Raw genomic sequence first — 24,409 nt, forward strand, 5'->3', positions numbered from 1 at the left:
TCCATGGACCGGCAACCACACGCCAATTCCCGCGAGCTGATCGTCGCCAGCGCCATCGAGCCCGTTGTGGGCGAGTTGAGGCTCATCGACGTTGCCGACTATATCGCCTTCATCCGGCTCGAGCATTTCGCCTGCCTGTCGGACCTGGTGGATTCGGCCGCCGAGCTTTACTTCCGGCCGGGCACGCTGCGGCTCGGCCATGGCGGCGAGGCGCATGTCGACTGGAGCGGCAATCCGCGTATCGTGCTCGATCTCGAGCTGCGGCCGCGCGGCGTGACGGTCTATTTCCAATTGACGCTGACCGAGCGCGGGCCATCCGTGGTGGTCAACTACGTGTCGTTCGAGAAGCCCGGCGAGACGCCCGAGCACAACACAGCCTTGCTCGAGGACGCCGTAGAGGAGGCCCGCATCCGCAGGACCGAGCCGCTGGCATTTCCGTAACGATTTGATTGCGGCCGAGCCAATCTCGCAGGGGCACGTTTACAGCAGTTCCAGGACGTTTCGCCGTTTCCGTGAAACGGCGAAACGCCTTAGCGCTGTATGCGTGACATCACTCGATCAGGCCGAGCCGCAGCGCCTTGGCGACCGCCTGGTTGCGGTTGACCGCGTTGAGCTTCTGCGTCGACTGGGTAAGGTACTGGTTGGCGGTGTGCACCGAGAGCTTGAGAAGCTTGGCGATTTCTTCGCTGGTGTTGCCGTTGGCGGTCAGCTTCAGGCATTCGAGCTCGCGCTTGGAGATCGAGCGCATGCGGCCGCTGTCGCTAGGGCGGATGCGGGCGACCGCCGCGAACAGCGCGAAGGAGCGCGCGTGGATCTCGCACAACGTGTCGTCGGACAATGCGATCTCAGAGCCCAGAAAGACGACCAGTCCGCATTGACCACGGTCTGCATGCACGGGAAGGGCGATGCCGTTCGTGCCGGGCGCCAGCGGCGCGGTCGGCTCTGCCCAGGCGAGCGACTGGAAGACCTGCCGCGATCCGGCGATGCCGTCGTCGGCCCACCAGCGCGGCGCGGTGGAGATGCGGCTGTGGCGTACCACATCCTCGCCATTGGCGCCGGAGATGAATTTGGTCGCGACCGCGGTGCTCGGGTAGTCGGAATCGAAGCACGCGACGAGGCGAGCGCGTTCCGCCGACGGGCTGACGAAATAGAGCCCGAAGGCCGAGGCATTGATGTCGACGGCGATCCAGCGACAACGGCGCACGGCATCCGGAATGGTGGCCGCATAATGCGTCTCCGAGCCCAGCGAGAAGGCGCCGAAGGGATTGCGCTGATCGTTGAAAAGGGCGGCGGCCGCCTCTTTGACCTGTGCGTGCTTCAAATGATGCCGCTCCTGATCGCCGTCGCGATCGCCATCGCGCGGTTCGAGGCCGCGAATTTCTGGATGGCGTGCGTGATGTAGCTGTTGACGGTGTTGGACGAGACGCCGAGGATGAGGGCCACCTCATCGGTGGTCTTGCCTTCCGAGACCCAGAACAGGCATTCGCGTTCGCGGTCCGACAGCGGATCCTGCATGGATGCTGCCGCGATCAGCTGCGGAATGCTGGAAAGCGCATAGCAGCATTTGAGCTGCGCCTTCATCAGGGCGGTCAGGTCGATCTTGCCTGTCTCGGCGGCCGAGAACAGCACGAACAGGCGCTGCCGGCCGACATTGAGCCGCAACGAGTAGATTTCGGCATGGCCTAGCACGTCGAGCAGGCGGGCCTCTTCGCCGGTCAGCAATGCGCCGGCGTCGGGCGCGTGCGCCGCCACCAACGGCTTCGGGCGCACCCCGGGCGCCACGGTGAGAGGGCCGAGTGCCAGATTGGCGATCAGCCTTTTGCCGATCAGCTCTATGGCGTCGAAGATCCAGTTCGAGGAGACGATGCGCGCGTCGTTGCGGTCCTGGTCATGCACAATGGCGACCAGCATGTAGCTGTCGGCGCCGATGTCGGCGGCAAGCTGCATGAAAAAACCAGTGAGATCGCCGCGGGACGTCAGGTGCGGGCCTGAAGCATCGGGTTGGAGAAGCGCGGCGGGACTGCTCATTTCCAATTCTTGGATTTCTTGCCGGAATCGATCCTTGTGCCCAGTGCTGGCAAAGCCGGCGGCCGGACCCGAAACATGTAACGTTTACGAAGACACACTCACGGACGCGAACGGCGCCCAACCGCGCCGAATCCCTCCAGGGAACGCGAAACCGTCCGCGTCTGGTGCCGGCCTGGCGCCGGAACTTGAGACTTTGGGTGGTCGCCGCGCCCCCCGTGGACCGGCTGATTCGGGTCTAATCTACCCGCAGATGAATCCGACATCAAACGCGATTTGACAAAATCGAATCTGACGGACTCGCATTGCGACTCAGCAGCCGGTCTTCGCGTTACTTGGCGGTGACTTCAGAGTCGAATGGAGCGGGTGATTTCCCGCCGGGGGGCGTAAAAGAGCACGCCCCCGGTTGCATCCGGGAGCGCAGGTCCTTGAATTAGGATATGGCTCAGCGGTCCTCGAAACCCGTCAGCACGCCGACGGCGTTGATGCCGATCTCTTCCACGGCGTAGCCGCCTTCCATGACGAACAGCGTCGGCAGGCCGAGCCTGGCGATACGGCGGCCGATCTTGGGGTAGTCGATGCTCTTCAGCCTGAACTGGCTGATCGGGTCCTTCTCGAATGTGTCGACGCCGAGCGACACGATGACGACGTCGGGCGCGTAGGCCGCAAGCCTGGCGCAGGCATCCTCCAGCGATGCGCTCCAGCCGTCCCAGTTTGTGCCGAAGGGCATCGGATAGTTGACGTTGAACCCTTCGCCTTCGCCTTCGCCGCGCTCGTCGGCGTGGCCGAGGAAGAAGGGATACTCGACCATCGGGTCGCCATGCAGGTTGAGCACCTGGATGTCGCCGCGGCGATAGAAAATCTCCTGCGTGCCGTTGCCGTGGTGGTAGTCGACATCGAGGATCGACACGCGCCTGGCGCCCTGGTCGCGGAACCATTGCGCGACGACGGCGGCGTTGTTGATGAAGCAATAGCCGCCCATGAAGGCGGCACCCGCATGGTGGCCGGGCGGCCGGCAGAGCGCGAAGGCGGCGCGCTCGCCGCCCTTGACCAGGGCGGCCGCAGTCAGGGCGACGTCATAGGAGGACTTGATCGCCGCCCAGGTGCCCTCGACGAAGGTGGCGCCGGCATCGAAAGAGTAATAGCCGAGCAAGGCATCGATGCGCTTCGGCGGCACGTCGCCGCGCAGGCCGCGCGTTGGCCAGGTGAAGCCCATGGCCGAGCCGATGAAACCGGCGGCGATCCATTCCGGCCAGACCGTCGGCAGAAAATCGATGTAGTGGGCGTCATGCACGCGTTTGGCGGCGGCGAGGTCGTGTTCGACCGGTCCGATGATCGGCCCGAGCTTCTCGCTCTCCACCCGTGCCTTGATGAATTCGGCCCGCGACGGCTTCTCGAAGCCGGGCACGATGGCAGATGTGACCAGTTCCGTCTGGCCTGAATGACCGGCGTGAAGTGGCGAAAAGACAGTCTTCATTGAATTCCCCTGGAAGTGCGAAATCGGTTGGAGGTGCGAAATCAGTCGAGGTTGAGATAGGGGGTCACGAGAGCCAGCCACATGGCTTCCACATCGTCCTCGATGAGGTCGTATGTCTTGCGATCCCGCTTCAGTCCGACAAGCCTGCAGGCGTGCCCGACCTCCATCATCACCAGGCCCAGCCGCTTGGCGGTCTTTTCCTCAAGCGCCGGGTTCGCATGCCGCAACCAGGCTGCGTAGAGGGCGATGATCTCCTTGTCGTATTCATCCTGGATCGGCCTGAGGTCGGCGTTGCCGGAAATCGCCTCGATCACCGGCATCAGGGTCGCGTTGTCGAGATAGATCCGCGACGTGTCGGTAAAGAGCTTGCGCACTTCGCGGCGAAACTCTTCGCGGTTGGTGGGCGGGGCGACTTTGATGCGCTTGGCGATCACCTCGGGAAAGGAAGACAGCCAGCGCCTGCCGAGTTCGAGAAGGATGGCTTCCTTGTTGGGGAAATATTGGTAGACCGAACCGACTGACAGGCCCGCGCGCTGCGCGATGGCGAGCGTCGTCGGGGTCTTGGTTCCTTGCTCGCGGGTCAGGATCAGCGCTGCGTCGAGAATCCTGTCGACCACCTTGCTCGACCGTTGCTGCCGCGGCTGCTTGCGCGGCTCGAGCGCGATTTTGGTCTTACGGTCGAGACTGCGCTTCACTGCTCGTTGCCCCCGTTCCCCGCTCAGCCTCGGCGCGCGGTGCAGTCCACTATACATGCCAAATTCCGGCTGTTGACAAACGCGAATAAACAGTCGCATTCTTTATCTACGCTGTCTTCAACGATAACAAGGGGAATTTCGAAGACGGCGCATCGGCATCGACTTTTGTCCCACGGCGCCGCCCCGGGTGGAGCGGCAGCTCGCAGGACTTCGCGCTGTCGGTCCCTCAGCAAACGTGGAGTCGCGATGTCGGTTGGTGGTGCGGATCTGATTGTCGTCAACGGCCGTGTGCTGACCATGGACGATGACAATCCCACCGCTGAGGCTATTGCCGTCAAGGACGGCATCATCATCGCCATCGGCGGCTGCGCTTCCATCGAAGAACTCAAAGGACCGGCGACAAAAATTGTCGACGCCCAGGGCGGCTCGGTGCTGCCGGGATTCATCGAGGCGCATATGCATCTCTTCGGCGGCGCGGCCGAGCTCGACAATCTGCATCTGGCGGGCGTGCACGGCTTCGACGCGCTACGCGACGCGATCCAGGATTTCGCGGGCAAACGTCCGGACGCCAGGCTACTCATCGGCGCCGGCGTCGACTACGCGATCCTGCCCGAGCCGGTGACGCGCCACGACCTCGACCGCATCATTCCCGACCGGCCTTTCGTCATGTCGGCATCCGACCACCACACGATGTGGGCGAACACCAAGGCGCTGGAAGAGGCTGGCCTGCTGCATGGCAGGCAAATCGGGCAGGGCAACGAGATCGTCATGGGCGCCGACGGGCTTGCCGCCGGCGAGTTGCGCGAGGGCGAGGCGTTCGGGCCGCTCCTTGACCACTATGGGGCAAGCCGCGCGAGGCTTGGCCTCGAAGGCGCCGAACCGGATCCTTATCCTTCCGCAGAGGAGCTGGCGGCCGATCGCGACCTGATGCATCGCGGGCTTGAATGGTGCGCCAAGCACGGCATCACCTCGATCCATAACATGGACGGCAACCTCTACCAGCTCGAGCTTCTGGCCGGTCTGGAGAAAGAGGGAAGGTTGCTTTGCCGCACCAAGATCCCGTTCCACTTCAAGAACTTCATGAAGCTGGACATGCTGGAAAAAGCCTCGCGGATGGCTGCGAGCTACAATTCCGAGTGGCTGTCCTCCGGCCTGGTCAAGGTCTTCTATGACGGCGTGCTGGACTCCTGGACCGCGGTGATGGTCGACGACTATGCCGACCGTCCCGGCTGGCGCGGCGAGCCGCTGTTTTCGCCTGAGCATTTCGCCGAAGGGGCGGTCGAGGCCGACAGGCGCGGGCTGCAGATCGCCGTGCATTCGATCGGCGACGGCGCGGTTCGCGCGGTGCTCGACGGCTATCAGGCGGCGGCGAAGAAGAACGGCAGGCGCGACAGCCGCCATCGCGTCGAGCATATCGAGGTGATCACGGCCCACGACGTGCCGCGCTTCGCCGAACTTGGCGTTCTGGCTTCGATGCAGCCGGCGCATCCGCCGGGGGCGATGAATTTCCCGATGGAGCCGACGATCTCGCGCATCGGTCGCGACAAGTGGCCGTTGAGCTACGCCTGCCGCACGCTGAAAAATGCCGGCGCGCGCGTGGTGTTCGCCTCCGACTGGCCGGTTTCTCCGGTCGATCCGATCCTGTCCATCCAAGCGGCAGTCATGCGCAAGCCTTGGGCAGAAGGCATGCCCGACCAGAGCTTCTCCCTGCAGGAGGCAATAGAGGGCTACACGGTCGAGGGCGCCTTTGCGGAGTTCATGGAAGATCGCAAGGGTCGGCTGAAAACCGGCTACCTCGGCGATATCGTCGTTTTGTCGGCCGATATCGAGGCGACGGCGCCGGAAGCGTTGCACACGGTGCACCCGGTCACCACCATCTGTGGCGGCAAGGTCACCTACCAGGCCTGAGGTGCGGCATGAAAATTGCGTTTGAAAATCAGGTAGCAGCTCCGCAGTTGCCAAGCCGCACGGCTTATGGTGACAATCAAACAGGAACACACCTGCCGGAAAGAGCAGGCTTTCTCAACGGGGTAATCGTGCCGGAACAACCGGGTAAGAACGCGATCGAAGTTCGCGGTGTTCGCAAGGTTTTCGGAACCGGCGAAAATCAGGTAGCCGCCCTCGACACGGTGTCGGTGTCGATCCGCGAAAACGAGTTTTTCACGCTGCTCGGCCCGTCGGGATGCGGAAAGACGACGCTGCTGAGATTGATTGCCGGCTTCGATTTCCCGACCGCCGGCGAGATCCTGCTGCACGGCAAGGACATCGCACCGCTGCCGCCGTTCAAACGCCCGGTCAACACTGTCTTCCAGAGCTACGCGCTGTTCCCGCACATGACCGTGGCGCAGAATATCGGCTTCGGGCTGGAGATGCTCGGCAAGCCGAAAGCGGAGATCGAGGCGCGCGTCGCCCAGATGCTGAAGCTGGTCAAGATGGAGGCGCTGAAGGCGCGCCGCACCAGCCAGATCTCCGGCGGCCAGCAGCAGCGCGTGGCGCTCGCCCGCGCGCTGGCGCCGCAGCCGAAGGTGCTTCTGCTCGACGAGCCATTGTCGGCACTCGACTACAAGCTGCGCAAGGAAATGCAGATCGAGTTGAAGCGGCTGCAGCACGAGACCGGCATTACCTTCATCTTCGTCACCCACGATCAAGAAGAAGCGCTGACCATGTCCGACCGCATCGCGGTGATGTCGGCCGGCAAGATCCTGCAGGTCGGCACGCCGCGCGACATCTATGACCGGCCGGCCGAACGTTTCGTCGCCGACTTCATCGGCGAGACCAATTTCCTGCCGGGGACGGTGGTGTCGAAGCAGGCCGGCGTGGCGACGGTCAAATTCGCCAGCAACGCGACGATCAGCGCCGGCTATCCGGAAGGCTTCGATCCGACCGGCGAGGTAACGCTGGTGGTGCGGCCCGAGCATGCCGATCTGGTGCCCGATCCGGCCAAGGGCACGATCGCCGGCACGCTCGCCAACATCGTCTATTTCGGCACCGACACCCATTACCACGTCAAGCTCGACGGCGGCGGCGAGAATTTCATCGTGCGTCACCAGAACAGCCGTTCGAGCGCGGTGACCTACGAGACCGGCGTCAAGGTCGGCATCCAGTTCGAGGAGGACGCCGCCCGCGTCCTGAAAGACTGATGACGACAGCTGCTCTCTCCTCAGCCCCGCCCTCCAAGGCCGCATTGTTCGAAGCCAAGGCGGTGAAAACCAGCGCGCGACGCAACCGGCTCCTGTCGCTGCCGGCGCTGATCATCATCGGCATATTCGGCGTGCTGCCGCTGATCATCATCTGCGTCTATTCGTTCCTCGTCGCCGCGCCCTATGGTGGCGTGCAGTGGCAGTTCTCGACCGACGCCTATCTGAACTTCCTGTTCCAGCGCGACATTTTCGACGACACGCTGCAGTTCACGCCGGACTTCCTGATCATCTACCTGCGTTCGTTCCTGTTCGCGGTGGTGACGACTGTCATCTGCCTGCTGCTCGGTTTTCCGACCGCCTATTTCATGGCGACGCGGCCGCCGGCGCAGCGCAACTGGTGGGTGCTTCTGATCACCATCCCATTCTGGTCGAACCTTCTGGTCCGCACACTGGCGATCATGTTCATCATCCGTGACGAGGGCCTAGTAAACAACGCGCTGATCGGGCTCGGCGTGATCGATAAGCCGATCACCATGCTCTACACCAACTTCGCCATCCAGCTCGGCCTGCTCTACGCGTTCCTGCCGTTCATGGTGCTGCCGCTCTATTCGAGCCTCGAGAAGCTCGACTTCCGGCTGATCGAGGCGGCCTACGATCTCTATGCGACACGCAGGCAGGTGCTGTGGCGGGTGATCATTCCGTTGTCCAAGCCCGGCATCATCGCCGGATGCCTGCTCGTCTTCATCCCGGCGCTCGGCGCCTATGTGACGCCGCTGATTTTGGGCGGCGGCATCCACCTGATGATCGGCGACCTGATCGCCCAGCAATTCGGCTCGGGGCGCAACTGGCCGCTCGGCTGCGCGCAGGCGTTGATCCTGATGGCGGCGGTGCTGGTGGCGCTATACTTCTATGTCCGCAAACACGTCGGGCAAGGTGCAGCATGGCTGAGCCCCGCGTCATGGATATCAAGGACCAGCCGGGCTTCCGCACGATCGCCATCATCTGCCTGCTGGTGCTCTATGTGCCGGTGCTCATCCTGATGATCTTCTCGCTGAACAGCGGCTCGCTGGTCACGCATTGGGAAGGCGTCACGCTCGGCTGGTACGGCACCGCCTTCCTCAACGAGGAATTCCATGCTGCTGCGCGCAACACGCTGATCATCTCGGTGACCGCGACGATCGTCTCGACGATTTGCGCGACTCTGGCGGCGATCGGAATGACGCGCGTGAAGCCCTGGCGCGGGCTGGCCGCGGCTTTCATGGTCATCAACCTGCCGCTGATGGTACCGGAAATCATCACGGCGGTGGCCACGCTCTCCTTCTTCGCGCTGATTGCCGGCGCGTTCGGGCTGAATTTCGGCATCGGCAATCTGATCCTTGCCCACACCGTGTTCTGCATCCCCTTCGCCTATATGCCGATCCGGGCGCGACTGGAGGACATGGATCTGACGCTGGAATATGCGGCGGCCGATCTTTACGCGACGCCGTGGAACGCCTTCAGGCGCATCACGCTGCCGCTGTTGGTTCCCGGCATCATGTCGGGCGCAGCACTCGCCTTCATCGTCTCCTTCGACGATTTCACCATCACGCAGCTCGTCGCCGGTCCCGGCCAGACGACGCTGCCTCTCTATATCTGGAACCAGATCCGGCGCCCGATGACGCCGGAGATCAACGCCATCTCCACCATTCTGCTGATGGTGTCGATCCTGTTCGTCGCGGTCTCGTTCCTGATTGCGCGCCGACGCGCCAAATGAACTCCAACACACAACAATGGGAAGGCAAGGAGAACATAAAATGTCTGGAAGACTGATGGCGGCCGTTTCCGCGACCGTGCTTTTATGGGCAGTGCCGGCGCTGGCCGACGGCGAACTGCACATCTACAATTGGGGTGACTACACCAATCCGAAGCTGATCGAGAAGTTCGAAAAGCAGTACAACATCAAGGTGACGCTGGACGATTACGACTCCAACGAAACCATGCTGTCCAAGGTGCGCGCCGGCAATTCCGGCTACGACATCGTGGTGCCGTCGGACTACACCGTGAAGATCATGATCGAAGAGGGCCTGCTCGAAAAGACCGAGCCCAACGCGATGCCGAACGGCAAGAACCTCGATCCGCGCTTTGTCGACATCTACTGGGACAAGGGGCGCCACTACACCGCGCCGTGGCAGTTCGGCACGACAACGTTCTCGGTCAATACCGACAAGTTCAAGGGCGACATCGACACGTTGGCCATCCTGTTCAACCCGCCGGATGAGCTCAAGGGCCAGATCAACGTCCTCGACGACGTCAACACCGTCATGCATGCGGCGGAGCGTTATGCCGGCGTGCCGCGCTGCGGCGCAGACAAGGCCAATCTGAAGAAGGTCAACGACATCCTGGTGGCTGCCAAGCCGTCGTGGAAGACGTTCAGCTACGACACCATCACCAAGATCACCTCGGGCGACGTGATCGTCACAGAGCAATGGAATGGCGCGGCCTATCGTTCGCGCCAGAAGATCCCGGCAATCAAGTATGCCTATCCGAAGGAAGGCATCGAAGGCTGGATGGACAATGTCGCGGTACTGAAGGGCGCCAAGAACCTGGAGAACGCCAAGCTATTCCAGGACTTCGTCATGGCGCCTGAGAACGCGGCGCTGATCTCGGACTTCGCCGGCTACGACAACGGCATTGCCGGTAGCCACAAATTCCTGCCGCCGGAGTTCGCCAACTCACCGGAACTTAATCCGCCGGCCGGCGCCCCGACGCCGGAATTCGTGCCGCCATGCCCGCCGGAAGTGGTGGAGATCTACAACAAAATCTGGACCAACCTGCGCAAGTAATTTCGCAGGTGGCATGAAAGGAGGGGAGGCTCCGGCCTCCCTTTCTTGTGACTGTGCATGTCGTTCGCCCAAACCGGCGCACGCACTTTGGGTGACATGCATCGAGGAGGAAATCTTGTCGTCTTACCGCAATTCCGATCCGCGGCCGCCGATCATGCAGGGCTCGCCGCCGAGCCTGGTGCCGCCGAAGCTCGATTGGGACAGGCCGCCATGGAACCGCTGGGCCTTCCAGCATATCCGCGAATTCCTGCCGACTGTCGAGGTCTGGCGCGGCAGCGGCCATCGCCATCGGCTGGAGCGGGCAGAGGCCAATCTCGACGAATTGCCGGTGGCGGACAGCAAGGGTGCTCCAACGACGCTCGCCGGCTTGCTCGACGAAACCTATGCCGACGGCTTCCTTGTGCTGAAGGACGGCAGGATAGCCTATGAGCGCTATTTCAACGGCATGAACGAGCGCACGCTGCATCTGTCGCAGTCGATGGCGAAGTCGGTCACTGGGTCGGTGTTCGGCATACTGGTCGGGCGCGGCCTGATCGATCCAGCCAAGCTGGTGACGGACTATCTCCCGGAGCTCGGCGAGACCGGCTGGGCCGGCGCCACCGTGCAGCACGTTCTCGACATGACGACCGGCGTGCGCTTTTCCGAAGAATACACCGATCGCTATTCCGAGATCGGCCAGGTCGATGTCGCCAGCGGCTGGAAGCCGATCCCGCCGGGGAGCGATCCTGATTTCCAGTGGCCGTCGCATCTGTTCGAGCTGATCTTGCGGCTGAAGGATAAGGTGCGCCCGCATGGCGAGGCGTTCGAATACCGCTCGATCGAGACCGACGTGCTCGCCTTCATCATGGAACGGGTGAGCGGCAAGCGCCTAGCGCAGCTGGTCTCGGAAGAACTCTGGCAGAAGCTCGGCGCGGACGAAAGCGCCTGCTTCACCGTCGACAGTGCAGGCTACGCTCTGGCCGATGGCGGCTTCAACGCGACGCTGCGCGATTATGGCCGTTTCGGGCAATTGATCCTCGACAATGGCGGCGACGTCATCCCGGCCGAATGGATCGAGGCGACGCGCAGCGGCAGGCATGGTCCCGACTTCAATCCCAGCCTGCCGGAGGGCGGCTACCGCAACCAGTTCTGGATCGAAGATCCGCGCTCGCGCGCGCTGATGTGCCGGGGCGTGTTCGGCCAGCTGATCCATATCGACTGGGACAACAGAATGGTCGTGGTGAAGCTTTCGACTTATCCGGATTTCACCAACAAAGCCTATTCCGTGGCGACGCTGAAGGCCGTCCATGCCATAGCCGCGGCGCTGGCCTGAACACCCGCAAGATAGCAACCGCGAGAGCATCATGACCGGCAAAACCGCGTTCGAGACCCAGTATGGCTTTGCCCGCAAGGATGTGCGGCTCGACAACTGGCGGCTGGCGCCGTTCAACCGATGGTCGTTCCAGAATGTCGGCGAACTGGTGCCGTCGGTGCATGTCGCGGCGGCGCCCGGCGGCGAGCAGCAGGCAAAATCCCTGGGGGCGCTGTTCGAGGAGAAGATCTCGTTCGCCGGCGGCAGCGAAACCGTCCAGAGCTTCTTGAAGCGTTCCGATACGGACGGGCTGACGATCCTGAAGGGCGGCAAGCTGGTCGGCGACTGGTCGGCGCCGCATATGCCGTTCGGCTCCCGCCACATCATCTTTTCGATCAGCAAGTCGGTGACGGCAATCCTCGCCGGCATATTGGAAGGCGAGGGGCTGTTCGATCCCAACGCGCCGGTGATGCAATACATCCCCGAGGCCAAGGGCTCGGCCTATGGCGATGCGAGCGTGCGCAATGTGCTCGACATGACGGTCAGCCTCGATTTCGAGGAAGCCTATCTCGATCCGGAGAGCGCCTTCGCCCGTTATCGTCGCTCGACCTTGTGGAATCCGGGCGGCGGGTCGGAAAGCCTCACGGCATTCCTGCTGACGCTGCAGCGTCTCGCCGAGCCGCACGGACAGACCTATCGCTACCGATCGCCCAATTCGGACATGCTTGGCATCCTGGTGGAGCGGGCATCGGGCAAGCGTGTCAGCCAATTGCTCAGCGAAAAGCTGTGGCTGCCGCTGGGTGCTGCAAGCGACATGTCGGTGACGGTCGACATGGAAGGCACGGCGCGCACGGCCGGCGGCATGTCGATGACGTCGCGCGATCTCTCCCGCATCGGCGAGATGATGCGGCAGGACGGCGTCGCTAATGGCCGCCGCATCGTCCCGGAAGCCTGGGTGCGCGACACGGTTGCAACCGGCGGCAGCCATGAAGCCTGGCAGCGCGGCACGATGGCGTTCCTGTTCCCTAAGGGGCGCTACCGCAACAAATGGTACCAGACCGGCCACGACAGCGGCGCCTTCTGCGGCATCGGCATCCACGGCCAATGGCTCTACGTCAACCCGAAGACCGAGGTTGTGATTGCCAAGATGTCGTCGCAGCCGGAGCCGGTGGACGACCAGCTCGACGTCGATATCGTCGCCTTCCTGGAGGCGCTGAGCACGATGGTCTGAGCAGAGGGATCACATTCGATTATCGATGTCCGCGCTGCCCCTCATCCGCCTGCCGGCACCTTCTCCCCGTATAGTGACGGGGAGAAGGGGCTGGCCGCGACCTCGGCGCTTTTCCTGCAGCGCTGGCGATTGGCGAAAACGGCGATGACTGCACCCCTCTCCCCGTCACTATACGGGGAGAGGATGCCGGCAGGCAGGTAGGGGCAGCGCCGACCTTCGGTAATCGTTTCCCAACCTGTAGCCGGGAGAGCGATCCGATCGCACCTTCCAGCGTGCTTTTTTGTGGACCTCTCTCCCAACTGAAAACAGCGCGGTTGGCGCAGCCATCATCCAGGCCTATGGTCGCCGCTCTTTTCGACAGGGACCAGCATGGCATCGGACATCAAGCGCATCGCAGCAATCATCGCGACCGAGATCGGCGCCCGGCCGGAACAGGCCGCCGCGGCCATCGGGTTGCTGGACGAGGGCGCCACGGTGCCGTTCGTGGCGCGCTACCGCAAGGAAGTCACCGGCGGCCTCGACGACACGCAGTTGCGCGACCTCTCCGAGCGGCTCGCCTATCTGCGCGAGCTCGATGCGCGCCGCGACACGATCCTCGGCTCGATCCGCGAACAGGGCAAGCTGACCGAGGAGTTGGAAGCCAAGATCGCCGCGGCCGCCACCAAGGCGGAGCTGGAGGACATCTACCTGCCTTACAAGCCGAAGCGGCGCACCAAGGCCGAGATCGCCAGGGAGCGCGGCCTGGGGCCGCTCGCCGAAGCGATCCTGGCCGACCGCTCCAAAATTCCGGCGGAGCTCGCGCTCGCCTATGTCACGGAAGAGGTGGCCGACGCCAAGGCGGCTCTCGAAGGCGCGCGCGACATCCTGTCGGAGCAGTTTGCCGAGAATGCCGACCTGGTCGGCAAGCTCCGCGCCTATATGAAGGAACGCGCCTTCCTGCGTGCAAAAGTCGTCGACGGCAAGCAGGAAGCGGGCGCGAAATTCTCGGACTATTTCGATCATGTCGAGCGCTGGTCCGGCGTGCCCAGCCACCGCGCCTTGGCCATGCTGCGCGGCCGTAACGAAGAGGTGCTGTCGCTCGACATCGAGGTCGATGCCGACGACGCCTCGCCGGTGAAGCCGGTCGAGCGCATGATCGCCAATGCCTATGCCATCGGCGGCACGCTGCCCGGTGACAAATGGCTGGTGGAAGTGGCCGGATGGACCTGGCGGATCAAACTGTCGCTACATCTGACGCTTGACCTGATGCGCGATTTGCGTGAGCGGTCCGAGGAAGAGGCGATCCATGTCTTTGCCCGCAATCTGAAGGATTTGCTGCTGGCGGCGCCCGCCGGATCGCGGCCGACCATGGGGCTCGACCCTGGCATCCGCACCGGCGTCAAGGTGGCGGTGGTCGACGGGACCGGCAAGCTGGTTGCGACCACCACTGTCTATCCGTTCGCGCCGAAGAACGATGTGCGCGGCACGCAGGCCGAACTTGCCGCCCTCATCCGCCAGCACAAGGTCGAGCTCATCTCGATCGGCAACGGCACCGGCAGCCGCGAGACCGAGAAGCTGGTTGCCGACATGCTGTCGGATCTGCCGGCCGGCGCCGGGCCGAAGCCGCTCAAGGTGATCGTCAGCGAGGCTGGCGCCTCGGTCTATTCCGCGTCGGCGACGGCAGCGGCTGAATTCCCCGGCCTGGATGTCTCGCTGCGCGGCGCGGTGTCGATCGCCAGGCGCCTGCAGGATCCGCTGGCCGAGCTGGTCAAGATCGAGCCGAAATCGATCGGCGTCGGCCAGTACCAGCATGACGTCGACCAGTACCGGCTCGGCCGCTCGCTCGAAGCGGTGGTTGAGGATGCGGTGAACGCCGTCGGCGTCGACCTCAACACGGCGTCGGCGCCGCTCCTGGCACGGGTTTCGGGGCTGGGGCCGTCGCTCGCCGAAGCGATCGTCGCGCACCGCGACACGGCCGGGCCGTTTGCCAGCCGCAAGGACCTGCTCAAGGTGGCGCGGCTCGGGCCGCGCGCGTTCGAGCAGAGCGCCGGCTTCCTGCGCATCCCGAATGGCGCGGAGCCGCTCGATGCATCGTCGGTGCACCCGGAAGCCTATGGCGTGGCGAAGAAGATCGTTGCCGCCTGCGGCCGCGACGTGCGCGCTTTGATGGGCGACAGCGCCGCGCTCAAGGCGCTGGATCCACGCGTCTTCGTCGACGAGCGCTTCGGACTGCCGACGGTGCGCGACATCATCGCCGAGCTGGAGAAACCCGGACGCGATCCGCGCCCCGGCTTCAAGACCGCGACTTTTGCCGAGGGCATCGACGACATCAAGGATTTGAAGCCCGGCATGTTGCTCGAAGGCACCGTCACCAATGTCGCGGCTTTCGGCGCCTTCGTCGATATCGGCGTGCACCAGGACGGGCTGGTGCATGTCTCGCAGCTTGCCGACCGCTTTATCAAGGATGCGCATGAGGTGGTGAAGGCCGGCGACGTGGTGAAGGTGCGGGTCGTCGATGTCGACATCAAACGCAAGCGCATCGGCCTGTCGATGCGCAAGGATGGCGGCGAAGGTGGCGCGCCGCGTGGCGGCCAGCGCGATCACGGCGGCGGCAAGCCCACGCCGCGCTCGCCGGCACCGCTGCGCCAGCCGGACCGGCCTTCGCAGGGCGCGTTCGGTGCCGCGCTCGCCGAGGCGATGAAGCGCAAGTAGCTACCACGCGAGGACAGCCGGCTCCTTGCCGATCTGGCCCAGCAGCCAGTCGCGAAAGCTGGCGACCGGCGGATGGCCGCGCTTGTCGTGCGGCACGACCAGGTAATAGGCGCTGCGGCTCTGCATCGGCTGGCCGGGCGCTGCGACCAACTGGCGGCGCTGCAATTCGCCGGCAATCAGGATTTCGGGCAGCAGCGCCACGCCGAGACCAGCCATGCAGGCCTGGGCGACCGTGCCGAACTGCTCGAACTGCATGCCGGGACCGGTCGGCGCCTCGAGCCCTTGCTCTTCGAACCATTCGCTCCAGGCGCCGGGGCGTGTCGCCATATGCAGCAGCGGCAGGCGGCTGATGTCAGCCGCTGTGGCGATGGCGCGGCTGGCCAGGAATTCCGGCGAAACCACCGGCAGCACGGTTTCGCGCATCAAAAGCGTGGAGTCGGCGTGCGGCCAGTCGGGCATGCCGTGATGGATTGCGGCGTCCAGCCGCTCGCGGGCGAAGTCGAACCGTCCGATGCGGGTGGCGAAGTTGATGGTGATGTCCGGGTGGCGGGCGACGAAATCCGGGATGAGCGGCATCAGCCAGCGCGTGCCGAAGGTCGGCAGGATGGCAAGGTTCAAGGCGCCGCTATGCCGATTGCTCATCAATCCGAGCGCCGCGTCGCGCAATTGGCCAAGCGCCGAGCGCACCGCCTCGGCATAGATCTCGCCCGCAGCGGACAAGCGGACATTGCGGCTGTCGCGTTCGAACAGCCGGCGACCGAACTGTTCTTCCAACAGGTTGATCTGACGGCTGACGGCGCCTTGGGTCAAATCGAGCTCGCGCGCGGCGGCGGTGAAAGAGCCAAGCCGCGCCACCGCTTCGAAGGCGGCAAGCGCGGCGGTGTTCGGCAAGAGGCGGCGCTGAACGTTCATGATCCATTACTAACGCTCATTGATCTACGATGCAATTTCGTTTGATTTTTCGCGTGCGCAGGCGGATAAACCCGGCACATCCAAAAAATACTGGGAGCCCGAGGCCATGGCCGCCGAGAAGAACGCTTTCGTCTGGAACGATCCTTTCCTGATCGAGGACCAGCTTTCCGAGGATGAGCGCATGGTGCGTGACGGCGCGGCGGCATTCGCCGCCGACAAGCTGGCGCCGCGTATCGAGGAAGCCTATGTCGACGAGAAGACCGATCCGTCGATCTTCCGCGAGATGGGCGAGGCGGGTCTGCTGGGCATCACCATTCCGGAGGAATATGGCGGGCTTGGCGCCGGATACGTGACCTACGGGCTGGTGGCGCGCGAAGTCGAGCGTATCGATTCGGGTTATCGGTCGATGATGAGCGTGCAGTCGTCGCTGGTCATGTATCCGATCCATGCCTATGGCTCGGAAGCGCAGCGCAAGAAATACCTGCCCAAGCTGGCGTCGGGGGAATGGATCGGCTGCTTCGGCCTGACCGAACCGGATGCCGGCTCCGATCCGGGCGGCATGAAGACACGCGCCGAAAAGACCGCCAACGGCTATAAGCTCTCCGGCTCCAAGATGTGGATCTCCAACGCGCCGATCGCCGACGTTTTCGTCGTCTGGGCGAAGCTGAGGGGTGAGAACGGCAAGGACGAGATCCGCGGCTTCGTGCTGGAAAAGGGCATGAAGGGCCTGTCGGCGCCGAAGATCGGCGGCAAGCTGTCGCTGCGCGCGTCGATCACCGGCGAGGTGGTGCTGGAAGGTGTCGAGGTCGGCGAAGAGGCGCTGCTGCCCAACGCCAGGGGCCTTGGCGGTCCGTTCGGCTGCCTCAACCGGGCGCGCTATGGCATTTCCTGGGGCGCGATGGGCGCGGCGGAAGATTGCTGGCAACGGGCGCGGCAATATGGTCTCGACCGCAAACAGTTCGGCAAGCCGCTTGCCGGCACGCAGCTCTTCCAGAAGAAGCTCGCCGACATGCAGACTGAGATCGCGCTTGGCCTCCAGGGCTCATTGCGCGTCGGCCGGCTGATGGACGAAGGCAAGATGGCGCCGGAGATGATCTCGATCGTCAAGCGCAACAATTGCGGCAAGGCGCTCGACATCGCCCGCCAGGCGCGCGACATGCATGGCGGCAACGGCATCCAGATCGGCTACCACGTCATGCGCCACGCGCAGAACCTGGAGACGGTGAACACCTATGAAGGCACGCATGACGTGCATGCGCTGATCCTCGGAAGGGCGCAGACGGGGCTTCAGGCGTTTTTCTAAGCCGGCAACGCTGCTTAAATTAGGTGCAGCGCAACATCTCTGCTTGGAGAATGCCCAGCATTTGTGTCAGGGTTCGGCGGTTGAAACGCCGTTCTCCGGGGCCCCATGGCAATTCTGGCAGCCGTCCATCACCTGACCCATTACAAATACGACCGGCCGGTGGTGCTTGGTCCCCAGGTGATCAGGCTGCAGCCGGCGCCGCATTCGCGGACCAAGGTGCTCAGCCATTCGCTGAAGGTCGAGCCGGCAAACCACTTCGTCAATCTGCAGCAGGATCCCTACGGCAACTTTCTCGCCCGCTTCGTCTTCCCTGAGCCGGTGACGGAATTGAAGATCGAGGTCGACCTCGTCGCCGACATGACGGTCTACAATCCATTCGATTTCTTCGTCGAGGAAAGTGCCGAAACCTTCCCGTTCGATTATCCCGAGGAGATCAGGGAAGACCTCGCCATCTACCGGACGCCGGAACCGGCTGGGCCTCTTCTGTCCAAATTCCTGGAAAGCATCGATCGCAGCCCGACGAACACCGTCAATTTCCTCGTCGACCTCAACGCGCGGCTGCAGCGCGAGATCGCCTACATCGTGCGCATGGAGACCGGCGTCTTCTCGCCGGAAGAGACGCTCGCCGCGGCCAAGGGCTCGTGCCGGGATTCCAGCTGGCTGCTGGTGCAGATCCTGCGCAATCTCGGCATAGCGGCGCGCTTCGTCTCCGGCTACCTGATCCAGCTGAAGCCGGATCTGGTTTCGCTCGACGGGCCGCCTGGAACCGCCGTCGATTTCACCGACCTGCATGCGTGGTGCGAGGTCTATATTCCCGGCGCCGGCTGGATCGGCTTCGACCCGACCTCCGGCCTGCTCACCGGCGAGAGCCATGTGCCGCTCGCAGCGACGCCGCATTTCCGCAATGCAGCACCCATCTCCGGCTTGGCGAGCTTCGCCAATGTCGATTTCGGCTTCGACATGCGCGTCGACCGCATCGCCGAGCATCCGCGCATCACCAAGCCGTTCTCGGATGAGAGCTGGGAAGCACTCGATGCTCTCGGCAACAAGGTCGATGCCGTTCTGCGCGAGGAAGACGTGCGGCTCACCATGGGCGGCGAGCCCACCTTCGTTTCGATCGACGATTTCGAATCCGACGAATGGAACACCGCCGCCGTCGGTCCGACCAAGCGCGACAAGGCGGACCAGCTCATCCGCCGGCTGCGCGAACGCTTCGCGCCTGGCGGTTTTCTCCATTATGGCCAGGGCAAGTGGTATCCGGGCGAAAGCCTGCCGCGCTGGACCTTCTCGCTCTACTGGCGCACCGACGGCGAGCCGGTGTGGCGCGACCCGTCCCTAATCGCCCGCGAGAAGGGCGGCGGTTCCGTCGGTCCGGAGCAGGCCGAAAATCTGCTGAAGACGATCGCCGGCGAGCTTGGCATCGACAAGGCGATGGTCAGCGAGGCCTATGAGGACCCCGGCGAATGGCTGCTCAAGGAAGGCAAGCTGCCGGACAATGTCGATCCGTCCAATTCCAAGCTGGAAGATCCGGAAGAGCGCAGCCGCATGGCGCGCGTGTTCGAGCGCGGGCTGACCAAGCCGTCGGGCTATGTACTGCCGGTGCAGCGGTGGAACAGCCAGGCCGCCGGACAGCGCTGGCGCTCGGAAAAATGGAAGACGCGGCGGGGAAGGCTGTTCCTGGTGCCGGGCGATTCACCAGTCGGCTATCGCCTGCCGCTCGGTACGCTGCCCTATGTGCCGCCGGCGCAATTCCCTTATATCGTGCCGGTCGACCCGTCCGTGCCGCGCGGGCCGCTGCCGGCGCGCGAAGCTATCCTGCCTGAAGCCCCTCCGGCGGAGCCTGAAGGCGCCGATGAAATGGCGCGCCGCCAGCAGGCGGTGTCCTTCACGGCCGCGACCGGCCAGCAGGACCGTGTCGAGCAGGAGATCACGGAGATTGGCGGCGCGGTGCGGACCGCGCTCACCGTCGAGCCGCGCGATGGGCGACTCTGCGTGTTCATGCCGCCGGTCGAGGCGCTTGAGGACTATCTCGAACTGGTGGCGGCGGCGGAGAACGCCGCCAAGGCGATCGGCCTGCCGGTGCATATCGAGGGCTACGCTCCGCCGCATGACCCGCGCCTCAACGTCATTCGTGTGGCGCCCGATCCGGGCGTGATCGAGGTCAACATCCATCCCGCCGCCAATTGGCGGGAATGCGTCGCCACGACCACGGCGATCTACGAGGAAGCGCGGCAGTCGCGGCTCGGCACCGACAAGTTCATGATCGACGGTCGCCACACCGGCACCGGCGGCGGCAACCATGTCGTCGTCGGCGGCGCGACGCCCAATGACAGCCCGTTCCTGCGCCGGCTTGATCTGCTCAAGAGCCTGGTGCTGCAATGGCAACGGCACCCGTCGCTGTCGTACCTCTTCTCCGGCCTGTTCATCGGTCCGACCAGCCAGGCGCCGCGTTTCGACGAGGCGCGGCACGATTCGCTTTATGAGCTCGAGATCGCGCTGGCGCAGGTGCCGCATCCGGAGAAGGGCGCGGCACCCTTGCCGTGGCTGGTCGACCGGTTGTTCCGCAATCTCTTGACCGACGTGACCGGCAACACGCATCGTTCGGAAATCTGCATCGACAAATTGTTCTCGCCGGATGGCCCGACCGGCCGGCTGGGGCTGGTCGAGTTCCGCGGCTTCGAGATGCCGCCCAATTCGCGCATGAGCCTGGCGCAGCAATTGCTGGTCCGCGCCATCATTGCCCGCGCCTGGAAAAACCCGCTCGACGGCCGCTTCGTGCGCTGGGGTACCTCACTGCACGACCGTTTCATGCTGCCGCATCATGTCTGGGCGGATTTCCTCGACGTGCTGGACGACTTGAAGCTCAACGGTTTCGACTTCCGCCCCGAATGGTTCGCCGCCCAGCTCGAATTCCGCTTCCCCTTCTGCGGCGAGGTTCAGCATGCCGGCGTCAAGCTGGAGCTCAGGCAGGCGCTGGAGCCCTGGCACGTGATGGGCGAGCAGGGCGCGATCGGCGGCACGGTCCGGTTTGTCGATTCCTCGGTCGAGCGGCTGCAAGTGCGGACGGAAGGCCTCAATCCGGAGCGTCACGCCATCGTCTGCAACGGCCGTATCGTGCCAATGAAGGTCACCGACAACCGCGAGGTCGCGGTGGCTGGCGTGCGCTTCAAGGCGTGGCAGCCGGCCTCCGGCCTGCATCCGGCCCTGCCGGTCAACACGCCGCTGGTCTTCGACATCTATGACCGCTGGTCGGGCCGCTCGGTCGGCGGCTGCGTCTACCATGTCGCGCATCCCGGCGGCCGCAACTACGACACCTTCCCGGTCAACGGCAACGAGGCCGAGGCCCGACGCCTCGCCCGCTTCGAGCCGCGCGGCCACACGCCCGGCGGCTATGTGCTGCGTGACGAAGAAGTCTCTGAAGAGTTCCCGATGACCCTTGACCTCAGGCGGCCGGCGAGACTCTGATCGACAATGGCCAAGGGGAATCAGAAACGGGCGGGCGGCGGGCTGCGGGCGCGGAGCCTGCTGGAACGCTACCGGCCGATCGAAGGCATCGCCGACGAGATGGTCGATGCGTCGGGCAATGCGCGCCCGGCCTGGCGCTCCTTCATCGACGCGCTGGACGAGCTTGGAGCGGAGCGGCTTGGCCAGCGTTTTGCCCGCGCCGACCAGTATCTGCGCGATGCCGGCGTCTATTATCGCGTCTACGAACAGACTGGCGCCAACGAGCGCGAATGGCCGCTGGCGCATGTCCCGCTGCTCATCGACGAGAAGGAATGGACCGAGATCAGCGCCGGGCTGGTGCAGCGCGCCGATCTGTTCGAGGCGATCCTTGCCGATATCTATGGACCGAACCGGCTGATCGAGAAGGGCATCCTGCCGTCCGGCCTGATCGCGGCGAGCCCCGAATATCTGCGCCCGGTCGCCGGCGTCCGGCCCGCCAACGGTCATTTTCTGCACATGATCGCCTTCGAGCTCGGCCGTGGCCCGGACGGTGGTTGGTGGGTCCTGGGCGATCGCACCCAGGCGCCGTCGGGCGCAGGCTTTGCGCTGGAGAACCGCGTCGCCACCACGCGCGCGCTGTCCGACATCTATGGCGAGATGCATGTGCATCGCCTTGCCGGCTTCTTCCGCCGCTTCCGCGATGCGCTGAATGGCATGGCAAAGGAGTCGGGCGGCCGCGTCGCCATCCTGACGCCGGGACCGCTCAACGAGACCTATTACGAGCATGCCTATATCGCCCGCTATCTCGGCATCATGCTGCTCGAGGGCGAGGACCTGACTGTCTCCGGCGGCAGGCTGATGGTGCGCACGGTTTCGGGCCTGGTGCCGATCGGCGTGTTGTGGCGGCGGCTCGATGCCGCCTTTGCCGATCCGCTGGAGTTGAGGCCCGAATCGCAGATCGGCACGCCGGGGCTGGTCGAGGCGATCCGGCGCGGCACGGTATCGGCAGTCAATGCGCTTGGCTCAGGGCTGATGGAAACGCGGGCGCTGCTGTCGTTCCTGCCGAGGATCGCGCGGGAACTGCAGGGCGATGGTCTCAAGCTGCCGAGCATCGCCACCTGGTGGTGCGGGCAGGACGCCGAGCGCGCCCATGTGCTGGCCAACATAGACCGCATGGTGGTCGGCCCGGCGCTGTCGACCCGGCTCGCCTTCGAGGATGACGGCGCGACCCGGCTCGGATCGTCCCTCTCGGCCGGCGAGCGGGCCGAGCTCATCGCACGCATCGAGACCGACGGCGCCGGTTTCGTCGGCCAGGAAGCGGTGACGCTGTCGACCACGCCGGTATTCGTCGACGGCATGCTGGAGCCTCGACCCGCCAGCCTGCGCGTCTATCTGGCGCGCACGCCGGAAGGCTGGGCGGTGATGCCCGGCGGCTTCGCCCGCGTCGGCTTCTCGCTCGACCCGACAGCGATCGCCATGCAGCGCGGCGGCCAGGCGGCGGACGTCTGGGTGGTCAGCGACAAGCCGGTCCAGCGTGAGACGCTGCTGCCGCAGGAGCATGAGGGTTTCACCCGCACGATGCCGGGCAGCTTGCCCAGCCGCGCGGCCGAGAACCTGACCTGGCTCGGGCGCTATATAGAGCGTTCGGAAGACACGTTGCGCGTGCTTCGCGCCTATCACGTGCGGCTTGCCGAGACGTCCGATCCGGATATGCCGCTGCTTGCCGATATCAGGGACTACCTGGAGCCGTTCGGCATCGAGGTGGACCAAGCCATTCCGCTGGGATTGATCGGCACCTTGGATAGCGCCGTCTACAGTGCGGGCCAGATACGCGACCGTTTTTCGCCCGACGGCTGGCTGGCGCTCAAGGATCTTTCGAAGACTGTTCACAAGTTCGCGCAGACGGTCGCGCCCGGAGATGATGCGACACGGGCGATGACTGTCCTTTTGCGCAAGCTCGCCGGCTTTTCGGGCCTGCTGCACGAGAATATGTATCGCTTCACCGGCTGGCGGTTCCTGGAGATCGGCCGCAGGCTGGAACGTGGCATCCAGATCGCCCGCACGCTCAGCCGGCTGACAAGGAAGGGGGCGCCGGAAGGCGCGCTCGACATGATGCTGGAGATCGGCGACAGCGTCATGACCCACCGCCGGCAATATCCGGTGCAAGCCGGGCGACGAACGGTCATCGACCTGCTGGCGCTCGACCCGCTCAATCCGCGCTCGGTCCTGTTCCAGCTCGAGCGGCTGAAAACCGAGATCGGCATGCTGCCTTCGATCGGCGGTGAGGGGCATATGTCGACGGCCGCCAAGGAAATCCTGCAGCTCAACACTGCAATCGCAGTGAGGGAACCATCGGACATGACGGCGGATGTGCTTGATGATCTCGCGACCGAGATCGGCAATCTCTACAACAGTCTCGCCAAAGCCTATTTCGGTTAGCATGCTGTACGATATCAGGCTTCACCTCAGCTATGACTATGACGCCGCGGCCGGTGGTAGCCGGCATCAGGTGCGGGTGCTGCCGCCGACGATTGCGGGCGTGCAGCGCGTCGTCGTCGCCTCGCTGTCTTTCGTGCCAAACCCATCTGAACGCACGGATTTTTTCGATTTCTTCGGCAACAACGTCACCTCGATCGCCTTTCGCGATGTCCACGACGGCCTCGATATCAAGATGACCGCGCGGGTGTCGGTGTCGCGTCCGGACCCCGGCCTTGACGTTTCGCCGGATCTGCAGCGGCTCAAAGAGGAACTCGGCTCGGTCCGCTCCCTGTCGCCATCCGCGCCGCATCATTTCCTCGCCGCCAGCGATCATGTCGGCATCGATGCTGCGATCACGGCCTATGCGCGGGACAGCCTCGCAGGCTCGGCGGTAGCCACGGCGGTTAATCTGTGCAACCGCATCCATCGCGATTTCACCTATGACGGCAAGGCGACGACCGTCCAGACGCGGGCGGGCGACGCCTTCGCGCTGAAGCGCGGCGTCTGCCAGGATTTTTCCCATATCATGATCGCGGGGCTGCGCGGGCTGGGCATTCCGGCCGGCTATGTCAGCGGCTTCCTGCGCACCATTCCACCGAAGGGCAAGCCCCGGCTCGAAGGCGCGGATGCCATGCATGCCTGGGTCAAGGTCTGGTGCGGGCGCGATGCCGGCTGGCAGGAATTCGATCCGACCAATGGCATGCGGGCGAGCAACGACCACATCACGGTCGGCTATGGCCGCGACTATTCCGACGTGGCGCCGATCGTCGGCGTGCTGAAGACGACGGGTGGCCAGGTCGGCGAGCAGGCGGTCGACGTCATTCCGGTCGCCATGGAAAAGGTGTGATGGCAATCCCGATTGCCCGATAGACGCTTCTCAAGCCCGGGCGCGGCCGATAT

Annotated in this window: 18 protein-coding genes; 13 read left to right on the forward strand and 5 right to left on the reverse strand. The window is 64.2% G+C overall.

What is annotated here, in order from left to right:
* Nucleotides 1-3 precede the first annotated feature (3 nt).
* On the forward strand, nt 4-441 hold the full coding sequence (locus tag CK230_RS10855; protein ID WP_095817170.1) for a hypothetical protein: 438 nt from the start codon (nt 4-6) through the stop codon (nt 439-441).
* A gap of 109 nt (nt 442-550) precedes the next feature.
* On the opposite strand, the gene CK230_RS10860 is transcribed toward CK230_RS10855, so the two are convergent.
* The 4 genes from CK230_RS10860 to CK230_RS10875 all read right to left on the reverse strand — a co-directional run bounded on the left by CK230_RS10860 (nt 551) and on the right by CK230_RS10875 (nt 4,197).
* Nucleotides 551-1,321, reverse strand: coding sequence for a helix-turn-helix transcriptional regulator (locus CK230_RS10860; protein ID WP_095817171.1), 771 nt, complete (start codon nt 1,319-1,321; stop codon nt 551-553).
* Nucleotides 1,318-2,028: a helix-turn-helix transcriptional regulator gene (locus tag CK230_RS10865; protein WP_095817172.1), complete on the reverse strand. Its 711-nt coding sequence runs from the start codon at nt 2,026-2,028 to the stop codon at nt 1,318-1,320. Before CK230_RS10865 ends, CK230_RS10860 begins: the two co-directional genes overlap by 4 nt.
* 442 nt (nt 2,029-2,470) lie before the next feature.
* The gene (locus CK230_RS10870) at nt 2,471-3,502 is read right to left on the reverse strand and encodes a histone deacetylase family protein (RefSeq protein WP_095817173.1); all 1,032 of its coding nucleotides are present in this window, start codon (nt 3,500-3,502) and stop codon (nt 2,471-2,473) included.
* 41 nt (nt 3,503-3,543) lie between these two features.
* Nucleotides 3,544-4,197: a TetR/AcrR family transcriptional regulator gene (locus CK230_RS10875; protein WP_095817174.1), complete on the reverse strand. Its 654-nt coding sequence runs from the start codon at nt 4,195-4,197 to the stop codon at nt 3,544-3,546.
* A gap of 246 nt (nt 4,198-4,443) precedes the next feature.
* Here CK230_RS10875 and CK230_RS10880 point away from each other — a divergent pair, with 246 nt between their 5' ends.
* The 8 genes from CK230_RS10880 (at nt 4,444) to CK230_RS10920 (ending at nt 15,372) form a co-directional block, all read left to right on the forward strand.
* The gene (locus CK230_RS10880) at nt 4,444-6,105 is read left to right on the forward strand and encodes an amidohydrolase (RefSeq protein ID WP_095817175.1); all 1,662 of its coding nucleotides are present in this window, start codon (nt 4,444-4,446) and stop codon (nt 6,103-6,105) included.
* A gap of 128 nt (nt 6,106-6,233) precedes the next feature.
* Nucleotides 6,234-7,337, forward strand: coding sequence for an ABC transporter ATP-binding protein (locus CK230_RS10885; protein ID WP_095817176.1), 1,104 nt, complete (start codon nt 6,234-6,236; stop codon nt 7,335-7,337).
* Nucleotides 7,337-8,377 (forward strand): ABC transporter permease, encoded by a 1,041-nt coding sequence (locus tag CK230_RS10890; protein ID WP_095817177.1) that lies wholly within the window; start codon nt 7,337-7,339, stop codon nt 8,375-8,377. The genes CK230_RS10885 and CK230_RS10890 overlap by 1 nt, the downstream gene beginning before the upstream one ends.
* Nucleotides 8,296-9,090 carry an ABC transporter permease gene (locus tag CK230_RS10895; RefSeq protein WP_245429879.1) on the forward strand — a complete coding sequence of 265 codons (795 nt, stop codon included), beginning with the start codon at nt 8,296-8,298 and terminating at the stop codon, nt 9,088-9,090. Before CK230_RS10890 ends, CK230_RS10895 begins: the two co-directional genes overlap by 82 nt.
* Nucleotides 9,091-9,130: 40 nt before the next feature.
* Entirely contained in the window at nt 9,131-10,159 is a 1,029-nt protein-coding gene (locus CK230_RS10900; RefSeq protein ID WP_176480071.1) for an extracellular solute-binding protein, read from the forward strand.
* 115 nt (nt 10,160-10,274) lie between these two features.
* Nucleotides 10,275-11,471, forward strand: coding sequence for a serine hydrolase (locus CK230_RS10905; RefSeq protein ID WP_095817483.1), 1,197 nt, complete (start codon nt 10,275-10,277; stop codon nt 11,469-11,471).
* A 31-nt stretch (nt 11,472-11,502) separates the two neighbouring features.
* On the forward strand, nt 11,503-12,681 hold the full coding sequence (locus tag CK230_RS10910; protein WP_095817180.1) for a serine hydrolase: 1,179 nt from the start codon (nt 11,503-11,505) through the stop codon (nt 12,679-12,681).
* Between the two features lie 369 nt (nt 12,682-13,050).
* A complete protein-coding gene (locus CK230_RS10920) occupies nt 13,051-15,372 on the forward strand; it encodes a Tex family protein (RefSeq protein ID WP_095817181.1) in 2,322 nt (773 codons plus the stop codon).
* On the opposite strand, the gene CK230_RS10925 is transcribed toward CK230_RS10920, so the two are convergent.
* Nucleotides 15,373-16,284 (reverse strand): LysR family transcriptional regulator, encoded by a 912-nt coding sequence (locus CK230_RS10925; RefSeq protein WP_095817182.1) that lies wholly within the window; start codon nt 16,282-16,284, stop codon nt 15,373-15,375.
* A 106-nt stretch (nt 16,285-16,390) separates the two neighbouring features.
* Between CK230_RS10925 and CK230_RS10930 the strand changes: the two genes are divergently transcribed.
* The 4 genes from CK230_RS10930 to CK230_RS10945 all read left to right on the forward strand — a co-directional run bounded on the left by CK230_RS10930 (nt 16,391) and on the right by CK230_RS10945 (nt 24,356).
* Nucleotides 16,391-17,587, forward strand: a complete 1,197-nt coding sequence (locus CK230_RS10930) for an acyl-CoA dehydrogenase (protein ID WP_095817484.1) — start codon at nt 16,391-16,393, stop codon at nt 17,585-17,587.
* A 105-nt stretch (nt 17,588-17,692) separates the two neighbouring features.
* Nucleotides 17,693-21,052 carry a transglutaminase family protein gene (locus tag CK230_RS10935; RefSeq protein WP_095817183.1) on the forward strand — a complete coding sequence of 1,120 codons (3,360 nt, stop codon included), beginning with the start codon at nt 17,693-17,695 and terminating at the stop codon, nt 21,050-21,052.
* A 6-nt stretch (nt 21,053-21,058) separates the two neighbouring features.
* Complete coding sequence (locus CK230_RS10940; RefSeq protein WP_095817184.1) at nt 21,059-23,470, forward strand: circularly permuted type 2 ATP-grasp protein; 2,412 nt, start codon at nt 21,059-21,061, stop codon at nt 23,468-23,470.
* A 1-nt stretch (nt 23,471) separates the two neighbouring features.
* Nucleotides 23,472-24,356: a transglutaminase family protein gene (locus CK230_RS10945; protein ID WP_095817185.1), complete on the forward strand. Its 885-nt coding sequence runs from the start codon at nt 23,472-23,474 to the stop codon at nt 24,354-24,356.
* Nucleotides 24,357-24,409: the final 53 nt, after the last annotated feature.

It is taken from the genome of Mesorhizobium sp. WSM3859, from assembly GCF_002295065.1.
Taxonomy (GTDB): Bacteria; Pseudomonadota; Alphaproteobacteria; order Rhizobiales; family Rhizobiaceae; genus Mesorhizobium.

Excerpts from the sequence above, each read along its gene's own strand:
- CK230_RS10900 (WP_176480071.1), top strand. The coding sequence starts at position 9,131 with ATGTCTGGAAGACTGATGGCGGCCGTTTCCGCGACCGTGCTTTTATGG.
- CK230_RS10925 (WP_095817182.1), bottom strand. The coding sequence starts at position 16,284 with ATGAACGTTCAGCGCCGCCTCTTGCCGAACACCGCCGCGCTTGCCGCC.
- CK230_RS10930 (WP_095817484.1), top strand. The coding sequence starts at position 16,391 with ATGGCCGCCGAGAAGAACGCTTTCGTCTGGAACGATCCTTTCCTGATC.
- CK230_RS10940 (WP_095817184.1), top strand. The coding sequence starts at position 21,059 with ATGGCCAAGGGGAATCAGAAACGGGCGGGCGGCGGGCTGCGGGCGCGG.
- CK230_RS10935 (WP_095817183.1), top strand. The coding sequence starts at position 17,693 with ATGGCAATTCTGGCAGCCGTCCATCACCTGACCCATTACAAATACGAC.
- CK230_RS10865 (WP_095817172.1), bottom strand. The coding sequence starts at position 2,028 with ATGAGCAGTCCCGCCGCGCTTCTCCAACCCGATGCTTCAGGCCCGCAC.
- CK230_RS10895 (WP_245429879.1), top strand. The coding sequence starts at position 8,296 with ATGGATATCAAGGACCAGCCGGGCTTCCGCACGATCGCCATCATCTGC.
- CK230_RS10945 (WP_095817185.1), top strand. The coding sequence starts at position 23,472 with ATGCTGTACGATATCAGGCTTCACCTCAGCTATGACTATGACGCCGCG.
- CK230_RS10880 (WP_095817175.1), top strand. The coding sequence starts at position 4,444 with ATGTCGGTTGGTGGTGCGGATCTGATTGTCGTCAACGGCCGTGTGCTG.
- CK230_RS10910 (WP_095817180.1), top strand. The coding sequence starts at position 11,503 with ATGACCGGCAAAACCGCGTTCGAGACCCAGTATGGCTTTGCCCGCAAG.
- CK230_RS10870 (WP_095817173.1), bottom strand. The coding sequence starts at position 3,502 with ATGAAGACTGTCTTTTCGCCACTTCACGCCGGTCATTCAGGCCAGACG.
- CK230_RS10920 (WP_095817181.1), top strand. The coding sequence starts at position 13,051 with ATGGCATCGGACATCAAGCGCATCGCAGCAATCATCGCGACCGAGATC.
- CK230_RS10890 (WP_095817177.1), top strand. The coding sequence starts at position 7,337 with ATGACGACAGCTGCTCTCTCCTCAGCCCCGCCCTCCAAGGCCGCATTG.
- CK230_RS10855 (WP_095817170.1), top strand. The coding sequence starts at position 4 with ATGGACCGGCAACCACACGCCAATTCCCGCGAGCTGATCGTCGCCAGC.